The sequence below is a fragment of the Agromyces albus genome, from assembly GCF_004134825.1.
Taxonomy (GTDB): Bacteria; Actinomycetota; Actinomycetes; order Actinomycetales; family Microbacteriaceae; genus Agromyces; species Agromyces albus.
Window position 1 is genome coordinate 1 of sequence record NZ_SDPN01000029.1, and the last position, 16,694, is coordinate 16,694.

General features: G+C 62.4%; 10 protein-coding genes. 4 read left to right on the forward strand and 6 right to left on the reverse strand.

From position 1 onward, the window contains the following. Positions 1-540: hypothetical protein (locus ESP51_RS14070; protein WP_206737317.1), on the reverse strand; the 540-nt coding region annotated here is incomplete at its 3' end. 100 nt (positions 541-640) lie between these two features. Here ESP51_RS14070 and ESP51_RS14075 point away from each other — a divergent pair. Together ESP51_RS14075 and ESP51_RS14080 are read left to right on the forward strand one after the other, a co-directional pair. Beyond that, on the forward strand, positions 641-883 hold the full coding sequence (locus ESP51_RS14075; RefSeq protein WP_241843176.1) for a type II toxin-antitoxin system Phd/YefM family antitoxin: 243 nt from the start codon (positions 641-643) through the stop codon (positions 881-883). After that, the gene (locus ESP51_RS14080; protein WP_129521532.1) at positions 868-1,269 is read left to right on the forward strand and encodes a PIN domain-containing protein; all 402 of its coding nucleotides are present in this window, start codon (positions 868-870) and stop codon (positions 1,267-1,269) included. Before ESP51_RS14075 ends, ESP51_RS14080 begins: the two co-directional genes overlap by 16 nt. Before the next feature lie 195 nt (positions 1,270-1,464). On the opposite strand, the gene ESP51_RS14085 is transcribed toward ESP51_RS14080, so the two are convergent. Next, complete coding sequence (locus ESP51_RS14085) at positions 1,465-2,217, reverse strand: G5 domain-containing protein (protein WP_241843177.1); 753 nt, start codon at positions 2,215-2,217, stop codon at positions 1,465-1,467. A 221-nt stretch (positions 2,218-2,438) separates the two neighbouring features. On the opposite strand from ESP51_RS14085, the gene ESP51_RS14090 reads away from it, so the two are divergent. Then, positions 2,439-2,642, forward strand: a complete 204-nt coding sequence (locus tag ESP51_RS14090) for a hypothetical protein (protein WP_129521534.1) — start codon at positions 2,439-2,441, stop codon at positions 2,640-2,642. A gap of 8 nt (positions 2,643-2,650) precedes the next feature. Here the strand turns inward: ESP51_RS14090 and ESP51_RS14095 are convergent, their stop codons facing one another. Further along, the gene (locus tag ESP51_RS14095) at positions 2,651-2,851 is read right to left on the reverse strand and encodes a hypothetical protein (RefSeq protein WP_129521535.1); all 201 of its coding nucleotides are present in this window, start codon (positions 2,849-2,851) and stop codon (positions 2,651-2,653) included. A gap of 176 nt (positions 2,852-3,027) precedes the next feature. On the opposite strand from ESP51_RS14095, the gene ESP51_RS14100 reads away from it, so the two are divergent. Next, a complete protein-coding gene (locus ESP51_RS14100) occupies positions 3,028-5,583 on the forward strand; it encodes a GmrSD restriction endonuclease domain-containing protein (RefSeq protein ID WP_129521536.1) in 2,556 nt (851 codons plus the stop codon). Between the two features lie 6 nt (positions 5,584-5,589). On the opposite strand, the gene ESP51_RS14105 is transcribed toward ESP51_RS14100, so the two are convergent. Genes ESP51_RS14105 through ESP51_RS14115 form a run of 3 tightly spaced genes read right to left on the reverse strand, consistent with a single transcriptional unit; the run spans position 5,590 to position 16,341 of the window. Beyond that, positions 5,590-7,818, reverse strand: coding sequence for a 3'-5' exonuclease (locus ESP51_RS14105; protein WP_241843178.1), 2,229 nt, complete (start codon positions 7,816-7,818; stop codon positions 5,590-5,592). A gap of 52 nt (positions 7,819-7,870) precedes the next feature. Beyond that, positions 7,871-13,141, reverse strand: a complete 5,271-nt coding sequence (locus ESP51_RS14110; RefSeq protein WP_129521537.1) for a DEAD/DEAH box helicase — start codon at positions 13,139-13,141, stop codon at positions 7,871-7,873. Continuing rightward, positions 13,138-16,341: a hypothetical protein gene (locus ESP51_RS14115; protein ID WP_129521538.1), complete on the reverse strand. Its 3,204-nt coding sequence runs from the start codon at positions 16,339-16,341 to the stop codon at positions 13,138-13,140. Before ESP51_RS14115 ends, ESP51_RS14110 begins: the two co-directional genes overlap by 4 nt. Positions 16,342-16,694 lie beyond the last annotated feature (353 nt).

Sequence of the window (16,694 nt, forward strand, 5' to 3'; positions counted from 1 at the left end):
CGCCCAGTCGCGGGGGAGCGCGGCGAGCACGGTGCGCCGGGCGGCGGCCGCGGCATCCGCTCGGCTGAGGTCGCCGGATGCCCGCACCGACGCGACCCGGATCAACAACGACCGCACCGGCCCAGCCGCACCGCGCCCGAGCACGAGCGGCCGCACGAGCAGCCAGATGTAGATGAGCAGGTTCCACGCGACGAGCGCGAACACCGGCGGCGCGAGCAGGTTGATGCTCGACCCGCCGCCGATGCGGTCGATGAGCAGGCCGAACAGGAACGCGGCGACCACCGTCACGACGCCCACCCACGGCCGCCACCGGATGCCGCGCACCGTGCGCCTCACCGCCGCCTGACGTGTGCCGACGCGCTCGAGCACGAGCTGCGCGCGCCGTGCGAGGAACTCCTCGGCGCTCGCCCGCTCCCCCACGATGGACGCCGCCGCGCGGCTCGCCCATTCGCGGTCGGCATCGGACCACAGCACGCGATCGCGATCAGCCGTCTCGACGGCGCGCGCCGCGGTCGTGTCGAGAGCGGCCGACTCGTCCATTTGTCCGCAGTCTATGCCGGTGGGCTTCCTTCAGGGAGCGAATGCTGAGCCGCCTATGGCGCGACATGACGAAATCAGATAATCTGATTCCATGCGTACCATGACCGCAACCGAGGCGAGCAGATCGTTCGCGACACTGCTCGACGAGGCCGAGCGCGGTGAGACGATCATCATCACGCGCGCGGGCCGGCGCATTGCGACGGTCGGCCCGGCCGATCTCAGCAACGGATCCGAGGTAGTGGCTCTCCTTGCCTCCTCGGCCGTCGATGACGGCTTCGCGACCGACGTCGCCGCCGCGCGCGAGGCAGTCGAACTCACCGAGCCGGCATGGCCCGCCGACTGATCCTCGACACGGGGGTGCTCATCGCCTCCGAGCGACAGCGCCGCGATTTCTCCGCGATCGTCGCGCCCGACGACGACTTGGTCATCGCCGCGATCACCCTCGCCGAGCTCCGCACGGGAGTCGAACTCGCCACCCCTCAGCACCGAGCGAGACGCGCCGAGTTTCTCGTGAGAGTTCTCGAGACATTGCCGGTCGAGCCGTACGACCTCGCGACAGCTGAAGCACACGGTCGCCTTCTGGCTCACGTCACACGCAGCGGCACGAAGCGTGGAACCCATGACCTCATCATCGCCGCCACGGCCGTCGCCACGAAGCGCATCGTGCTGACGACCCACCACGCGGCGCGCTTCGACGAGCTGCCCGGGGTCGACTGCATCGTCGTCTGAGCCTCCGCGCCGCGGTGCGATTCTCGTACCAGATTCCGATGTACCGACATCTCTCGCGGTCATCACCGCGACGCCGAGAACGGCGTCATCACCCAAGAGCAGGCCGACTGCATCACGGTGGCGTACGCGGCGACGGGATCGCCCGCCTCGTTCACCCTCATGGTGAAGGGCGCCGGGGCTCAAGGTCATGTGCGGCTACGCGTCGCAGGCAATGCCGTCGCCGTCACGATCGAGGTCGTATACGTCAGGACCGACGACACGCACGGGTCCGTTCACGTACGCCGGCCCATCGCCGCTCCCACCGGCACAGTCCGCGTCTGAAGCGTACTGCACGCACTCGTCGGCATACGACGGATGACAGCCGTTGTCGACCGGCGCCGCGGCAACGGGAGCAGGCGGCGCGACATACGTGCCGTTTGCGATCACCTCGTTGACCGGTGCGATCGAAACCACATCACTTATGGTCTTGCGTGCGACCTCCACGCCGTCTTCGTATGTGATCTCGTGCGTGAGTGTGCGCTGACCGTCCACCCCTGGCGTGAGGGTTACGACGGTGCCCTGGGCGATGTTGCCGTCGTCCACCGTGGACGAGGTGAACGCAACTGGCACGTTCTCCTCGATGGTCTTGATCTCACGTACTGGCGTGGGAGTTGCAGTCGCAGCGCGGGGCTTAGCTTCAACGCGCGCGGACGCAGCCTCACTCAGACTGTCACTCGGACGTGTGGCCGCCGCGGCCCCTGCGCCTCCGATGCCAAGCGCGACAAGGCTGACCGCCAATACGACGGCGCCGGCTGTGCGAGAACGGACCTTATAGGCAGTACCCCTGGCCAAGGCCACGATGCCGATCACGAGCGCCGCGGCGCCGGCAAGGATCAGGGCAACGAACCAGAAATTGATCAGTAGGACGATCACGACGAGCAGGGCGATGATCGCCCAGAACTTCTTCAACTTACGGCTCCTCGGTTCGGTAGCACTCACCGTAGGGCTCCCAACACTCGCCGAGGTGCGATTTGCGCCCCCTCGCCCCGAACTGGGGGGAAGCGGATGCCTGCTGAGCGGATGCCCCGGCATCCGATTCCGCGCCGTCTGGTGTCAACCCCTACCTGAGCGCCGTGCACCGCGGCAGGCTGGCAAGCCAGTTGACCGTTGACTCGACGAAGGAGCAACCGATGACCTACTCGACCGCACCCGACGGCTCCACCCAAGACCCCGACTCGCCCGAGGTGGCCCCGGAAACGAAGCCCGACGAGGATCGAACGGTCGACCCCACGAGGGCCGACGACGACCTCCCCGGCTCGACCACGAGCGCTGCCCCGCTCACCGACTCCACCGATGGCGGTCTGGACGGCGGCGACCCGGGCGTCGAGGAGTAGTCAGTCGTTTACTCGCGCGGAGTGCGGTGCCCACCGCCGGTGTCGAGATCATCGCCAGTCTCGAGGTAGGGACCATCGCTCTCGGTGATGTTCGCCCCCTCGAAGAACGGATCGACGCCGAGCTCCTTGTCGTGTTCGGCGCGCAGCCGCTTCTGCTCGTTCGCGTCGTCGGCGAAGTCCCGGTCGTCGCGGTCCGTGGTGTCGCTCATGCTGCTCCTCCTCGGTCGATGCGTTCAGGCTAGTTCGCCTGCCGCGTTGCCGCATCGGGGTTGCGAATCGGGTGTCACCACAAGATCCGATCTTCGCGGTTCGCGCCAGCGGCCCTGCCGCGCAATCTCGACGGATACGCTGAGTCGAGCGCACGATCAAATCAAGGGATCGACGAATGGATGTTCAGGAGACTCGCCTTCAGCAAGTACTCGAGGGCCAGAAGCAGTATCGAGTTCCGCTCTACCAACGTCCGTACTCGTGGTCGATCAAGCAGCTCGATCGCTTGTGGGCCGATCTAACCGATCTTGCCGCCCAGCGGGTCGAGGCTTCGCAAGCGACCCATTTCACGGGCTCGCTCGTCCTTTCCCTCGGTCAGATCGGACCGGGTGGGAGCGAATTCCTTGTGGTCGATGGTCAGCAGCGCCTCACAACCCTGAGCGTGCTTGTCGCGGCGCTGCGCGACCATTACCTCGAGACCGAACTGGAGAACCCGGCGAAGGTCGCGCGACTTGAAGAGAGCTACCTCATTGACCGATTCAAGACCGGCGATGCGCGCCTGAAGCTGCTGCCGACACAGGCCGACCGACCGGCATTCCGAGCGATCATCGATCGCAACGTGGCGAGCGCCACAGCATCCGGTTTGACGGAGGCCTATCGATTCTTCCGCGCAAAGCTGCGTCAAGCGGATGACCCAGACGACCCTCACGACATCGATCGCCTCGAGTCGGCCGCTCTGAATGGACTTGTCTTCGTCTCGATTACGGCAAAGAACGAGGACAACGTCTACCGGATCTTTGAGTCGCTCAACAACACCGGGCTCAAGCTCACGCAAGGTGATCTTCTGCGCAACTACCTCTTCATGCGACTCAATCAACGCGGCGAGGAGATCTACGACAGCTGGTGGTTGCCCATGCAGAGGGCACTCTCGCCAGCCGACCTGGAAGCGCTGTTCTGGATCGACCTAGTGTGGCGTGATCCGGCCGTAAAGCAGGGCGACATTTACACGATGCAAGTCGAGCGGATGCGGCACCTCGCTGAGGATCAGATCGTCGACGAGGTCAAGCGGTTCAGTCATCTCGCCCAATTGATGGAACTAATCCGCAACCCGTCCAGAGAACCTGATCCAGCAGTAAGGCGGGGCCTCCAACGCAATGCAACATGGGGTCTCAGCGCTACCGACGCACTCGTGCTTCATCTTCTCCGGGTCCGGGCCGACGGCGGATCCACAAACGAGGAGACTGCACAAGCCCTCCATCTTGTGGAGTCGTTCATTATTCGCCGACTCATCGTTGGCGCTTCCCCGAGCCCACTCTCTCGCATTCTCTATCGCGCGCCTGAAGAGATCGGTGACACCGATGTGGCGACGTCGCTACATCGCTACTTCTCTACTGGCCGCAAGTTCTTCGCGACCGATGCGCAGATCGCGGACGCGGTCATCTCAAAGCCCTTCTACTATCAGGGCCGCCCGAACCAGCGGAAGACGTTGTTGGCGTGGCTAGAGGAGGCAACTCCAGTTGCCTGGCGTCAGCGCGAGCTCATGGCCAAGGAGCAGGTCGACGTCGAGCGAACAACCATCGAGCACATCATGCCGCAAACGCTGAGCCACGCTTGGCGTGATGCGCTTGCCGGCGATCTCGGTCCCAGCGAGACCGTGGACGAGCTCCACGAAGAGTTGCTACACACACTCGCCAACCTCACGCTGAGCGGTTACAACTCAGAGCTCAGCAACCGTTCGTACGCCGAAAAACGCGACCTGTTGGCGTCTTCGGGACTTCGCATGAACGGGGAGATCGCGTCGCGACCGTCCTGGACGCGACGCGACATTCTGGATCGCGGCGCGGTTCTCGCTACCCGTGTGGCTTCCACGTGGGCGGCGCCAATCGCAGAAACCGACATCAGCGATTCCGGTGTCTCCTGGAAGCTGGTGGTCGATCTGGTGGATGCTATCCCTACCGGACGATGGGCGAGCTACGGGGACATCGCCGCCGTGGCCGGAACCCACCCAGTGCCACTCGGGCAATTCCTCGCGTCCGCGCCAATTCCCAACGCATATCGCGTACTCCAGGCGGCCGGCACGGTGTCTCCGGGCTTCGATTGGGGCGACAACGCGCACGCCGGTCGCGATGTCGTCGAGGTGTTGGAAGAAGAAGGGATCGAGTTCGACGATGCAATGCGTGCATCGCAGGACCAGCGCATGCTCGTCTCCGAGCTCGGGGAGATGATCGGCCTGTCCGTCCGGTCCGATACGGAGCCTTCCGACGAAGAGGAGGAGGCCGATCGTGCCGCGTTCATAAATGAGTTCGCGACCCGGCACACGCCGTCAGCCGTCCACGGCATAGTCGAATTGCTGAACGCATGGGAAGGCCTTGGCGGACATCTCAGCTACGGATCCGGCCAGGAAGTGAGCTGCTTCTTGCAGGCCGGTCGCGGCCCGAATCGGCCCAAGAACATATGGCCGCTCGTCATCTATCCGTACGGGAGTGTCGAGGTTGTGTTTCAACATCTCTCGACCCGCCCACCGTTCGATGAGCCGGAGCTCCGAGAGGAACTTCGCATGCGCCTGAACGAAATTTCAGGGATCGATCTCGGAGGGGACAGTATTGGCAAGCGCCCGTCGTTCGATACAGACATCCTCGCCGACCGGCTCGCGCGGGATCAGCTTGTCGAGGTGCTCACTTGGTTCATGAGCGAACTTGGCCGCTTCGACGCGGAGTTCACTGAGGCGACATGAGCAGGCTCAGGGACCTTCGGCAAGCAACTCAGAGACCTTCCCGTGCCACGACACCACGAGCGCATCCCGCGCGCGACTCGCCGCCACGTACAGGAGCGACCGCTCTCTAAGGAGGGCATCTTCGCGCTCTTCGGGCGCGGCATTGCGCAGCGCGTACTCATTCGGCACAACCCCGTCCGAGATGTCGTACAGCACGACCCGACTGAACTCCATGCCCTTCGCCGTGTGCATCGTCAAGGCGACCGGCTTGTCGCCTCCAGTCTGCTGGGTAGTAATGACGTCCACGTGCACACCCTGAGCGTTCAGTGCGTCCCGCGCCGCGACCGCCTCACCCTTCGTTCGCGCAAGGATCGCGATCGTCGAAGGGTCGACATCATCCGCAAGCCACTCCCGCACAACCTCAGCGATCTGCTGGTTCATCTCGGCATTGCTCGCCGCAGCGAGAGGCAACGGCTGCGGTCCACGGCGGGCGGAACGGTACCCGTGTACGCCCTCCTGCTCGCTCTCACTGTCGACATACTGCGCGCCCGACAGCAACCCGAGCGCGTAGCGCAGATTCTCCTCGGTGGTGCGGTAGTTGAGGGTAAGCCGCCGCGAGCGCCCCGTGATCTTGATTCCGTACCGCGACAACACCACGTGCTGACCATAGATGCGCTGGTGGGTGTCTTCTGCGATAAAGAGATCGTCCTTGCCCTCGCCCGCGAGCGCGCGCAGGAACTGCCAATGCAGTGGAGTGAGGTCCTGCGCTTCGTCGATGAGCACGTGTTCAGCGAGCACACCAGCATCCGCTCCGCGCTGTTCGAGCCACACCGCCGAGATCGCCGCGATCTCAGGAAACGAGAGCGAACTCGAAATCCGGGCGCTCTTGCGGTAACGATCGACGACGGCCCAAACCGCAGCGCGCTTCTTGCGATCGAGTGCAACACCACGCCCCGGGCGGCGCACGGCGAAGTACTCCTGTTCCGTCGTGAGCCGAGCGGGCAGGATGACATGGAGGTACTCGCCCTCGAAGAAGCTCGGCATCAGCAGCGAAGTCGGCAGATCGGGCGAGACATCGTCGATCGCTTCACGCCAGCCGTCGGCGGCGCCCACGAGAGATCGCGCAGGTTCGATCGCGGCACCGAAGATGACCGCCGCCGCATCGGCATAGCTCGTGCCCGCCTTGCCACGAACTGCGTTCGACAGCTGGTCCAAGCCTCGGACAAGTACACCGGGCTCGCCGAGGCCCTCGGCAAGCTGCACCTCAGGATCGAGCCGTTCCAGGTCGCGCCTGAGATTCTCGGCGAGCGCCTTCGTGAAAGTCGTCAGGACGACGGATGCCTCAGGGGTCGCCCGTGCAAGGTGCCGCGCGCGGTGGAGCAACACCACGGTCTTGCCGGTTCCCGCGCCACCGGTGAGCCGGAACGGCCCGTTGTACTTGCGCGTGGCGTACCTCGCCTGCTCCGGGTGCAGGAAGACCCGCCAGGCGCCGAAATCGCCACCCTCGATGATGCGGCGAAGCTCCTCGTCGTCCTCCACGAAGGTGAACTGCATTTTCGAGGCCGGGTGCTGCAGCGCACGGACGATGTGGTCGTCCTCGGTCTCGCCGGGCACCGGCTCGACTTTCTCGTTGAGGCCGAGATCGTCGCGGATCTTGTCAAGTGAATCTCCGACCGCGAGCCCCAGCGCGGCGGTCTGCTGCCACGCGTTCTCGAACTTTTCGGCGATCGCCAGCACCTCCGTCTCGCTCGTGGCGCTGAGCAGCCCGCGTGCGGATGCCTCGTCGAAGCCGAGCATCTCGACGAGGTCGGCGATCGTGTAGTTGAACTGCGATTCGAGGTACGGCAATGCCGCCGGTGGCTTCGGCAAGCCGACCACAGGGGCGCCGACGTCGGGCCTGGCGGCCAGCGTCTCGGCAGGCATCGTCTCAGCTATGAGCTCGACCGCACCATTGACCGCGTTCAGATTCACCTTGATCGTCTTGGCCCGCTCAATCGCCGTGTCGTGCTCCCACGTTCCGGCGTAGACGTACGTGCGCTCCTGATCCTTTGTGTCGAGGCAGTAGAGCACGGCCCGCCAGCTCTGGTCGACGCGCGCCGTGCGTGCGCGGGAATCGACCGCCTGGTTCATCTTCTCGATGTGCAGGCCCTTGGTCGTGTCGTCCTCCGCTAGCTTGGCGAGGAACGTCAGGATCTTCGCCTTCACCGTCTTGTCGGTGGGCTGGTCCTTAAGCTTCGTCAGCACGATGTTCGGCACGGCGATCCTTCCTAATGCGCTACAGCGAGCGTCGCAAACGGCGTGGGGGATCTCACGTCAGGTCACGAAACACACGCTGAGGCTCTCGACTCAGGACAAACGTCGAGGAGAAGAGCGCGTTCGCCTGCTCGCCACGTGCTCGCAGTATGCCGGGATGAGCGCTGTAGGGGGTGGTGTCGACGAACGGGTGCGCGAATACCGAGACCTTGCTGCTCCGCGTACTCCTAAGAGCCGGCAGTCCGGCGATGTGGACAACGTCACACGCGAACTCGGGAGCCATCGCCTCCAATGCGCGGATTGTTAGTGGTTCGGATGCCGCTTCATCGATGTCGCGCCCGAGCAAGAGGTCCGCTGCGTCCTGTGCGAGCCGCCAATCCAACAGTGCGTGCCACGGCCAATTGGCGTGGTCCCTCAGGCAAGAGTGACAGCTCGAATCGCAGGCCCCATCTCCCCGAGCATGTAACCCCTCGAAGTGAGCTGGGATCGATTCGAGGAACTCTTCGAGACGGAGGCGAATTTGGGAGGCGTATCCTGCGCCGTTCTCCAGTGAGTCAGCAAGAAACAGCCCAGCGACCGGTTTCCCTTCTCGCTCAGTCGGAGCGAGACCAATTTGGAGTTCAGCCTGGTCAATGTCGAGCGCAGCGGCGCTGAGATTGCGCAGGGCGAATCCCAACGATGACCAGGTCGCACGTCCAACAGCATCGCGAGGGTCGATCCTGAAGCCGCCCGGCATTCCAGCAGGTCGGATCGCAACTGCATCGGTAACTCGATGAGCGAGCAGGGCAACCGACTCGAGTTCGGCGGAGGAACTCCTCCATCCCTGGGTGGATGCACGATCTGCGTCGACCCCTTGCTCTAGGAAGATCCGCTCGATCAGGCCCGACTCGCGCGTAGCGGAAGCGTCAGCCTTGTCAAACGAGAACATTCGTCCACTGTTGGTGTTGAGCGAATAGAGTTCGGCTCGCTCGCTGAATTGTGTCTCGATATTCTTGCTGAGTTCGGATGCCGTGGGCCCGAAGGCAGCCTTCGGAATCGCGCGACCAGCTCCAGCTCTCCGAACAAACTCAAAGGGGCGCGGTCTGTACGAGGTGCGATATCCAAGCGGCTCGACGACGTCGATGCGCTCAAATTCTTCGCTTGCGCAGACGGGGCACCGCTGGATCCTGGAGTCTTCGGTCACGGTGAGACAGGACGGACAGAGCCCCACTACTCTCCGTCCCTCATATGGCAGCACCGCCTTGAAAAAGCGGCCGACCCGAACGTATGCGGCGAGGCCGACAGCGACGTGGACTTCCTTGTCCTTTACGAGCTCGGAGCCGGGCGAGAATTCGCTGATCGCAATTTCCGCTTCACGATCCAAGTTCGACGCTTGCTCGCCGCCTCGTGGTGGCGACGTGAGAATTTGCCGCACTTGGGTCGGGAACCCGTACATGGGGAGTAGGCCCTTCTCCGCGAGCACCCGCGAAAGCGCCTTTTCAGGCGGCGATGACGCTACTGCGGAATCGATGTCGTCTTCGAGTTCTCGAACAACTCGATCGATGAAATCCTGGCCGCGACCGCCGTGCTCCCCCAGGCCTGCCGCCCGTGCCGACGCGAGCACGAGCTGAGTGTCCTTGAGTCCCCGACGTATCATCGCGCGGGACACACCGATCCCCAAGGGCGAGTCGTTCCACTCCTGAACGCGCCCGTATCCACCACTCACCTCGCGTCCACGCTCGAACTCCCGCGGAGCCATGGCAAATATGCGGTTCAGCAGGTCGGCAGCGAAGACCCGCCGCGCGATGTGATCCGATCTCAGATCGATGTATGGGGCCGGAGGTGCATCGCCTGTGATCTTCTCCGGGTGTGCGAAGTAGTACTCGTCATGGCTCTTATCTGATTGCGCAATAGTTAGCGCGACTGCGAGCGGTTCCCCACGTCGGCCGGCGCGACCGACGCGCTGCTGGTAATTGAAGCGCTGGGGCGGAACGTTCGCAAGAAGGACCGCGTTCAGAGAGCCGATGTCGACCCCCGCCTCCATCGTTGTCGTGACAGAAAGAACGTCGATCCCTTGAACCAGCGGGACCGGGTCTTCGCGGACAAACACGTCTTGAAACTCAGCTTGGCGATACTGGGCGTCTTCCCAGTCGGTCTGCCCGGTGAGTTCTTCAACATGTAGACGTTCGAGCTCGGGGCGGTCTAGCGGACGTGCCGCATTGTCTGCGTGATAATTGTCGTCGCTCGAGAGCCCGTTGGGCTCCGGCTCCATCGACGCGGTGCACGTCGTACAGACACCTGCGCTCGCCTGCAGGTGCATCGTGGTGCATCGAGAACATCGCCATCCGACACCCACTGCAGGACGAATCGTCAATTTATCGGCGTCCACGTACTTGGTTGCGCTCAGGCCACAACTCTCGACCACGTAGGCAATGAGCTCTTCTTTGGGAACAGAATGCCGACTCCCAACCTCCGCGAGATATGTCTGAAGCGTTCGCGGCAGGCTCGTCGAACTGTACTCATAGAAGTCCATGCCCGCGATGCGCCGCTTAAGACCCAACAGCCGAACCGTCGAGGCGATGATCTGCTCGGAGACGTCGCGACTCAATCCCGGCATCGCCTCTGCTGCGACGGTCGCATAGCCGATCCCAATTGATTCAATTCCTCGCGCTCCAGGGGCGAAGAGAATCCGCAGGAGCTCCCGTCGTTGGGCGGCATCCATCGTGTCTGTGCGCCGTCGCTGATCTTGCGTCGGATTGCGGCGCCGGATAGCTTGTTCGCCGTTCCATTCGTAGACGCGATACCAGTCACCTGACCGGTGCTCGGAGAACGATGCTCCCCCAGGATTGATACCCGCAGCCACAAGCTGTCGTTCAACGTCAGAACGCAGGTCTTCGAATCTCACGCCGGAGGCATCCTCTTGGAAATCGACAAGGCGTTTGAGCTGATTTGCATCCGGCGCATGTCCATCCAGCTCTGCGAGCCTTACGTCTCGATAATCGGCGTAGACGGAGCTGTGGCGTTCGCTCATGAACGCACGCTCGCTGTTGCTGAGTTGCAGAGTGTTCCCGGATACATCGATCACACGAGGGCGCCCGGTCCGAGTCACGAGGGAGGCATGCGCGTATCGCCTAACCGCGTCATAGAAGTGCCCGAATTCCAGATCGGCAGCGCTGCGTGCAGCGCCCTGACGACTGTCGGAGAACATGACGAGCTTCGACCCCATGTACCTCCGCAGGATCCGTACGCCGACCTGATTCATACGGCCAGCGGTCATCGCCTGGCTGACGATTGGACTCCGCAATCGATCTTCCGACTCGAGTACACCTTTGCGGCGTTCTTCATCCGAGCCGCATGCGGGGCACTGCGCAGGCAAGCCCGGGATGCGATCGATGGGGCCACCGCCCTTCTCCTCTACGAAGTAGACGAATCCGGTTCGCGGTCGCGCTCCCCTCCCGCCTACGTTCGAGAGACGGCCCGTAGATGGCACATAAGACACGGGCCGATACCCGAAGGTATATCGAGCTCGGTCTGGGTCGCCGGCCTCTCCGCCTTGTCGCTCCCTATCCGATGGGATGCCGCGCGCGGGCCCGGCTGGCCAATACAGCCGGTATCGCGACGCATCAGGTCGCTCGACCGCCTTCTCAGGAAGGTCGGACAGTTTCGTCGAAGTTGGGAGAACATACATCGCCCCGCTCTGTGCCTCCTCGGCCGCGAACCCGCCCATAAAGAGTTCGCCGCAGTCCTTGCACGCGAGGAGTTCGAGGACTCGGGCACCGCAATCGCAGCGCAGTCGACCTTCCCTGTACAGCCGGCCAACCGCCCGGATATTCGATGCATGCTCCGATGGAATCTCGGAGCAGTTCGGATCGCTGCACGCCCAGATCCCTTCGACTGTCCGTGCGAATACATGACCTCTAAGACGAAACGGGGAGTCGCTACGACCGTCCGTTTGGCGAATAAGTGCAGCGAGCAGTTCATTCGCGTCATGTTCACCTGGGAACGTGAGCCTCGACATCGACGCGGCGTCGACGGGCCGAATCGCACCGTCCGACGAGATTCGCTGAGCGACAAGGCTTCGTGCAGTTGTCAACTGCCAGTCGGATAGCCCTTCGCCCGAGCGAAGGATGCTGATCAATTCACGCGACTCATCCGAGTCGACAGTTCTGCGTTCGAGCTGGCCACCGATGATAGTGAAGCGTGAGGCGGGTTGGAAGAAGAACTGCGAGAGGAATTGTGCACTCTCGCCCGAAAGTCCAAGGCTTGCGGACGTTCCCACGATCGAAAGCTGCCCGGGCCGATCAAGCAGACCGATGCGGTCGAGGAAGCGTCGAATGAGATATGCGACTTCAGTTCCGGATGTCCCCCGATGCATGTGAAGCTCATCCACCACCAGAGTAAACACGTGATCGCTCGACTCCTCGACCCAGGCTCGCGTTGCGTCGAGTAAACCCTGCTCGTCATCGCGGCCCAGCATGATCGACAGCATGCTGTAGTTCGAGATGAGGATGTCTGGGGGGTCAAGTTGCATGTCCCACCTGGAGTTCATCTCACCACCGTCGAGTCGGGGAAAGTGGGACAGAAGTGAAGGCTCAGTTTCGGCCCGTCGCTGCATCCGATCCAGAAGCTTGAGACTGTCCGCCAGGTCCCTCTCGGCAGAGGAGGCAGAACTGGCATCCCGTCGAGATGATGGCTTGGATTGAGACGTATACCGCCCAAAGTAGAAGCGGTTGCCAGCTCGTTCGACATCGAGCCATTCGCGGATGTTGTCGGAGTCGAAGGCGCGACGGAGCCGAATCATCTGGTCCTCTACGAGCGCGTTCATTGGGTAGAGAACCAAGGCCCTTACTGCGCTTCGCCTCGCCTGTCCTTGACGCTGCCGCTCGAACTCCGGATTGGATCGCTCCCACCAGCGTGGGGTAACAGGATCGCTCTCGCCCCAACCGCGTGATTCCTGTAGGAGTCGCGCAATGATCGGCAAAAGGAAGGCCTCGGTCTTTCCGGATCCCGTGCCGCTCGCAACGACCGCATGTTCTCCAGCGAGCGATGCTTTCAAGGCCTCGTACTGGTGACGGTACGGCCGGGGCACATCCTGGAAGAGCCCGAGCGTCACGAATTCAGCGAACCCGGGGATACCGAGCACCGCCTCGATCTCGTCATGATCGGCATCCGCCTCGACATAAGGCTCAAGTAGCTCGAGATACGGTTCTCCAACCACAGAGCCTGGCGCGAGCAGCAGCTCAGCCCGTTCTGACTGAACCTGCTTGTCCTTGAGCTCAACAACGGTGTCCAAGTAGAGACGGACACCCTGGTTGAGATCTTTGGCGAGACTTGCGAGGCGCGTCACTCCTGAGTCCTTCCTTGGAGATCATCAAAGATGAGTGGTTGGCTCAAGCGTGTTTCGTCAATCGAGTGCTGTCCTAGTATCCGCGCCACGCGCCGCGCACTCTCTGCAGGCATGTTCTCGAAGACCATGTAGCGGGCACCGTCGGGGCGAATTCGTCCCCTCCGTGGGAGCAGCCCCGAATGAGCCACGAGTGCACGCCTTAGCGTACGCGTCAGAGGCATTTCCTCAGCTATAAGCAACCGGGAGTCCGCGGCGCGGAACAACACCGGTGGTCGTTGGCTGCCTGTGAGACCCTCATGCCACCATCGGCCCGCCGCCCATCCGAGTTCCAGATAGCCGCGCTCTTTCGTCCACCCGGCATACAACCGATGCCGTCCTTGGACGATTTTCACGAACGCGTACGCAAGCGACTCGTGCTGCTGGCTCGTTCGCCATCTGCCGAACGCGTTGGTGCGGTTACCGCCGGGTATCCAGATGCTCACCTGGGCGCGGGGGTCAAGCGCCAGACTTGTCGCATTGTCCAGGATGCTCGGCAGGTCAGGTTCCGTCATTAGGAATGCGGGACCGACAATACCCATCGGCTCGATTCCGAGTTCGCGGATGGCGTCAACCTCTTGCTGAGTCACGGTTGCACGCCGGACGAAAATAGTGTCAGGCGCGATCGGATCTCCGTGCGATCGTGGTGAGACAAGCTGAACGATCATGTCCATAAGTAGCTTGTCGATCGTGGGTTCCGTGACCCACTCTGCCTCCCCGCTTTCCAATGCTTCAATGAGAAGTTCAGACCGTGCACCCGCAAGGACTCGGAACGCGCTGGCGTTCGGCAGAGCGTGCATGACCGTCGGTACTATCCAGAGCTGTTGCCGCTTCCGGTCCACCCTCGCATGCCCGAGCGATTCGAGATCCCTCGCAACTTCCGCGAAGTCCGGCTCGTTCTGAAGGGAGTAGCGTTCCCACAGCCAAGTGAACGCCTCGCTTGCGCGCTTGACGCTGACTCGACCCGACGGTCGCTCCGACAGCCATTCGAGGAGATCGTTGTATGGGTTCCCGCCCGCACGACCAACAACGAAGGTGCGACTATTCGATCGCTGGCGACCCGGCACCGGTTGCTTTCGAGTAACCGTCGGACGCCCCCAGCGCTCAGGCTCCCGGAAGTGATGGTTCCAGATTCCCTGGCGCAAGTGGCGGAGATTGATACTCTCATCGGCCAGGATCTGGTCATCTCCGACGCCGAGAAAGGCAGAGATATGTGATCCCGGCTCTAGTGGCGCGAGCCGAAACTGCGATGTTCGCTCCGCCGCAGGATGACAAAGTACAGTCACACGCCAGGTGTCATGGGGGCTGTGACGTGATCGTGTTATAACTACGGCTGGCTTGCCGTTTGGTGAATCCACCTCGGCAAGCTCCAAGAGCCGGGTCCCAGCCATATGAGTTGGAACGCCCACCTCTGCGAGCCAGTCGGGAAGCCCTTGGTCCATGCGGATGCTCTTGACGATCTCGCCATCTTCCGACGCAAGAAACGCAGCGTCGTCGACCACAGGGAGTGAGCGGCAATCTGAGGGAGGTGGATTCTGCGTTGCCCCGCTCCATTCAAAGGCTGACGCTTCGAGGTCTCCTTCAGGCCGGCCCTTGAGGAGCCGCGGCGGCACGGATTCAAACTCATGTCGATGTATCGCACCGGTGATTCGCTCAATCGAGACGCTATGTCGCCCGGGATCGAGGTAGAGCTCGACAATTCGCAGCCGGGACTGGAATTCGGTTATGGAGGATTCGTCATTCCTTACTGTCGCCCCCGTCGCGGGTACGAGTTCAAGAGATTCTGTTACATCGCGCCCGTCCACCGATACTTTGCGTACAGAGATCGGATCGTCGATGAGGACATCGGGCTCGCCCTGCTCAAGAAAGATGTGACCCTTCTCGAGCGGAAGGCCTCCGATCAGTCGGCTTGATCGCAAACGAGACTTCGCTCCGGCGAGACCGAACGTGCTTCTGAGGTCGTCAGAGTCGGCTTCATCGAGCACTGCATCGCGCAGCACAACCCATCCGGGGATCAGCTCCAATGACTCGCCGCCCCGAATTCCCAGCTTCTCAATTTCATCGCGGAGTGACTCGCGATAGACGACCATCGATCGACGGCCGGGCTCGAAGTCTCGAGGCTCGATCCACCCGAAGTACGGCTGCGACTGCAGGAGCACGGCGTCCGTTTCGAATCGATTGACCACGATGCCCTCCGATAGAGACCAGCCGTAGATTGGTTCGCCCAACCAGTCGAGCACATTCGCCGATTCGGGCGTGAGGTAGAAGGGTCGCTCAAGGGATGGCAACGATTCAGTGGTTCCGTCGAGCAGCGCGTACTCGCGTCCCACCAACGGACGAGCATCGATCGGATCGACGATCAAGTCGAAGCGACGGTCTTCGTCACTCCAAAAGAGTCGGGCCGCAAGCTCGAGGTGGCGTCGAACAATGCCTTGATCGCGTGACCAAGTCTCCCAAGCCGACCCGAGGAATGCACGGAACTCATCGCTGAGCTCGGGGTCTTCGAGTCGTCCCCGGAGCCGCGGATTTAGTTGTGCCTGCGACTGGAGCCACTCTCGGATGCCATCGAGAAGCTCCGCTTCGGTTGGTGTCCTTGCGGGGTCAACAGTCTCGAAATAGGCGAGGACATCTTCCTTGTCGACCGATCGAATAAATGACTGGCTACGAGCCCAGCCTTGGTAGGACTTAGCACCGGGATAGGCAGTCGGTGCGCCGTAAGCTGCGCCTTCAGCTGTGAGCCACGTGTTCCAGAGGCCCCACATGATCGGGACGTGATCGGCGTATCCAGGTGGAATCCCGTCAGTCACATCAGCAAGCCCCAGAAGCTGGCGCTGCCGTGCGTACACGTTCGAAGAGTGCCCAATCGCAGGCATCGCCACCGCAAGAACTGTCATCGCCAGCGCATAGACAAATGGAGGTTCACCCTCCATACCGTCACGTTCCCAAAGGAGTGCCCGGTGAGCAGCGCGCTGAAACTGCAGGCTCGGCCGAAGGACGTTGAACGCCCGACAGAAGTCATGAACAGCCTCCGACGGCGAAAGTACGTTTCCGGTTGCCGCTGCGAGTGTGTCTTCGTCGACGTAGAGATAGAGCGGATCACCCGGGCGGCCCGGTTTCTGAACCGCCTCGCGAAAGATCGCCGTATTCCACTCGTCGACGTTCATAGGTCAGCTACGCATTGCGAACGTTGTCGCATGGCTTGTGCGCTCGCAGACACCAGCATCGTGCGGTAGGGAACTGCGCAACGTGCACCTTCCGTCCGGGTCGTGAGAGTGACACTGCCACATGCCCCGCGTGGATGGATGCAGACTGTCCTTCGTGTGCCCAGTTCTGGGGTGAGGTGCTGCTGCTTAGAATCACCGGCTGGACCAATGGAGGTCCGGCTGTGAGGTGGCCCGAAGCGGCGCGAGCACCATAGCCGCGCCCCACCAACCGGCCCGTGCGCTTCGCCGAACTCAGGCCGGTACCTGCGGTGAATCTCGGCATGCCGAGATCATCGCAGGTCTTCATGATGCCC

Coding starts and splice junctions, on each gene's coding strand:
- ESP51_RS14075 (WP_241843176.1), top strand. CDS start 641: ATGACCGCAACCGAGGCGAGCAGATCGTTCGCGACACTGCTCGACGAG.
- ESP51_RS14080 (WP_129521532.1), top strand. CDS start 868: ATGGCCCGCCGACTGATCCTCGACACGGGGGTGCTCATCGCCTCCGAG.
- ESP51_RS14090 (WP_129521534.1), top strand. CDS start 2,439: ATGACCTACTCGACCGCACCCGACGGCTCCACCCAAGACCCCGACTCG.
- ESP51_RS14095 (WP_129521535.1), bottom strand. CDS start 2,851: ATGAGCGACACCACGGACCGCGACGACCGGGACTTCGCCGACGACGCG.
- ESP51_RS14100 (WP_129521536.1), top strand. CDS start 3,028: ATGGATGTTCAGGAGACTCGCCTTCAGCAAGTACTCGAGGGCCAGAAG.
- ESP51_RS14115 (WP_129521538.1), bottom strand. CDS start 16,341: ATGAACGTCGACGAGTGGAATACGGCGATCTTTCGCGAGGCGGTTCAG.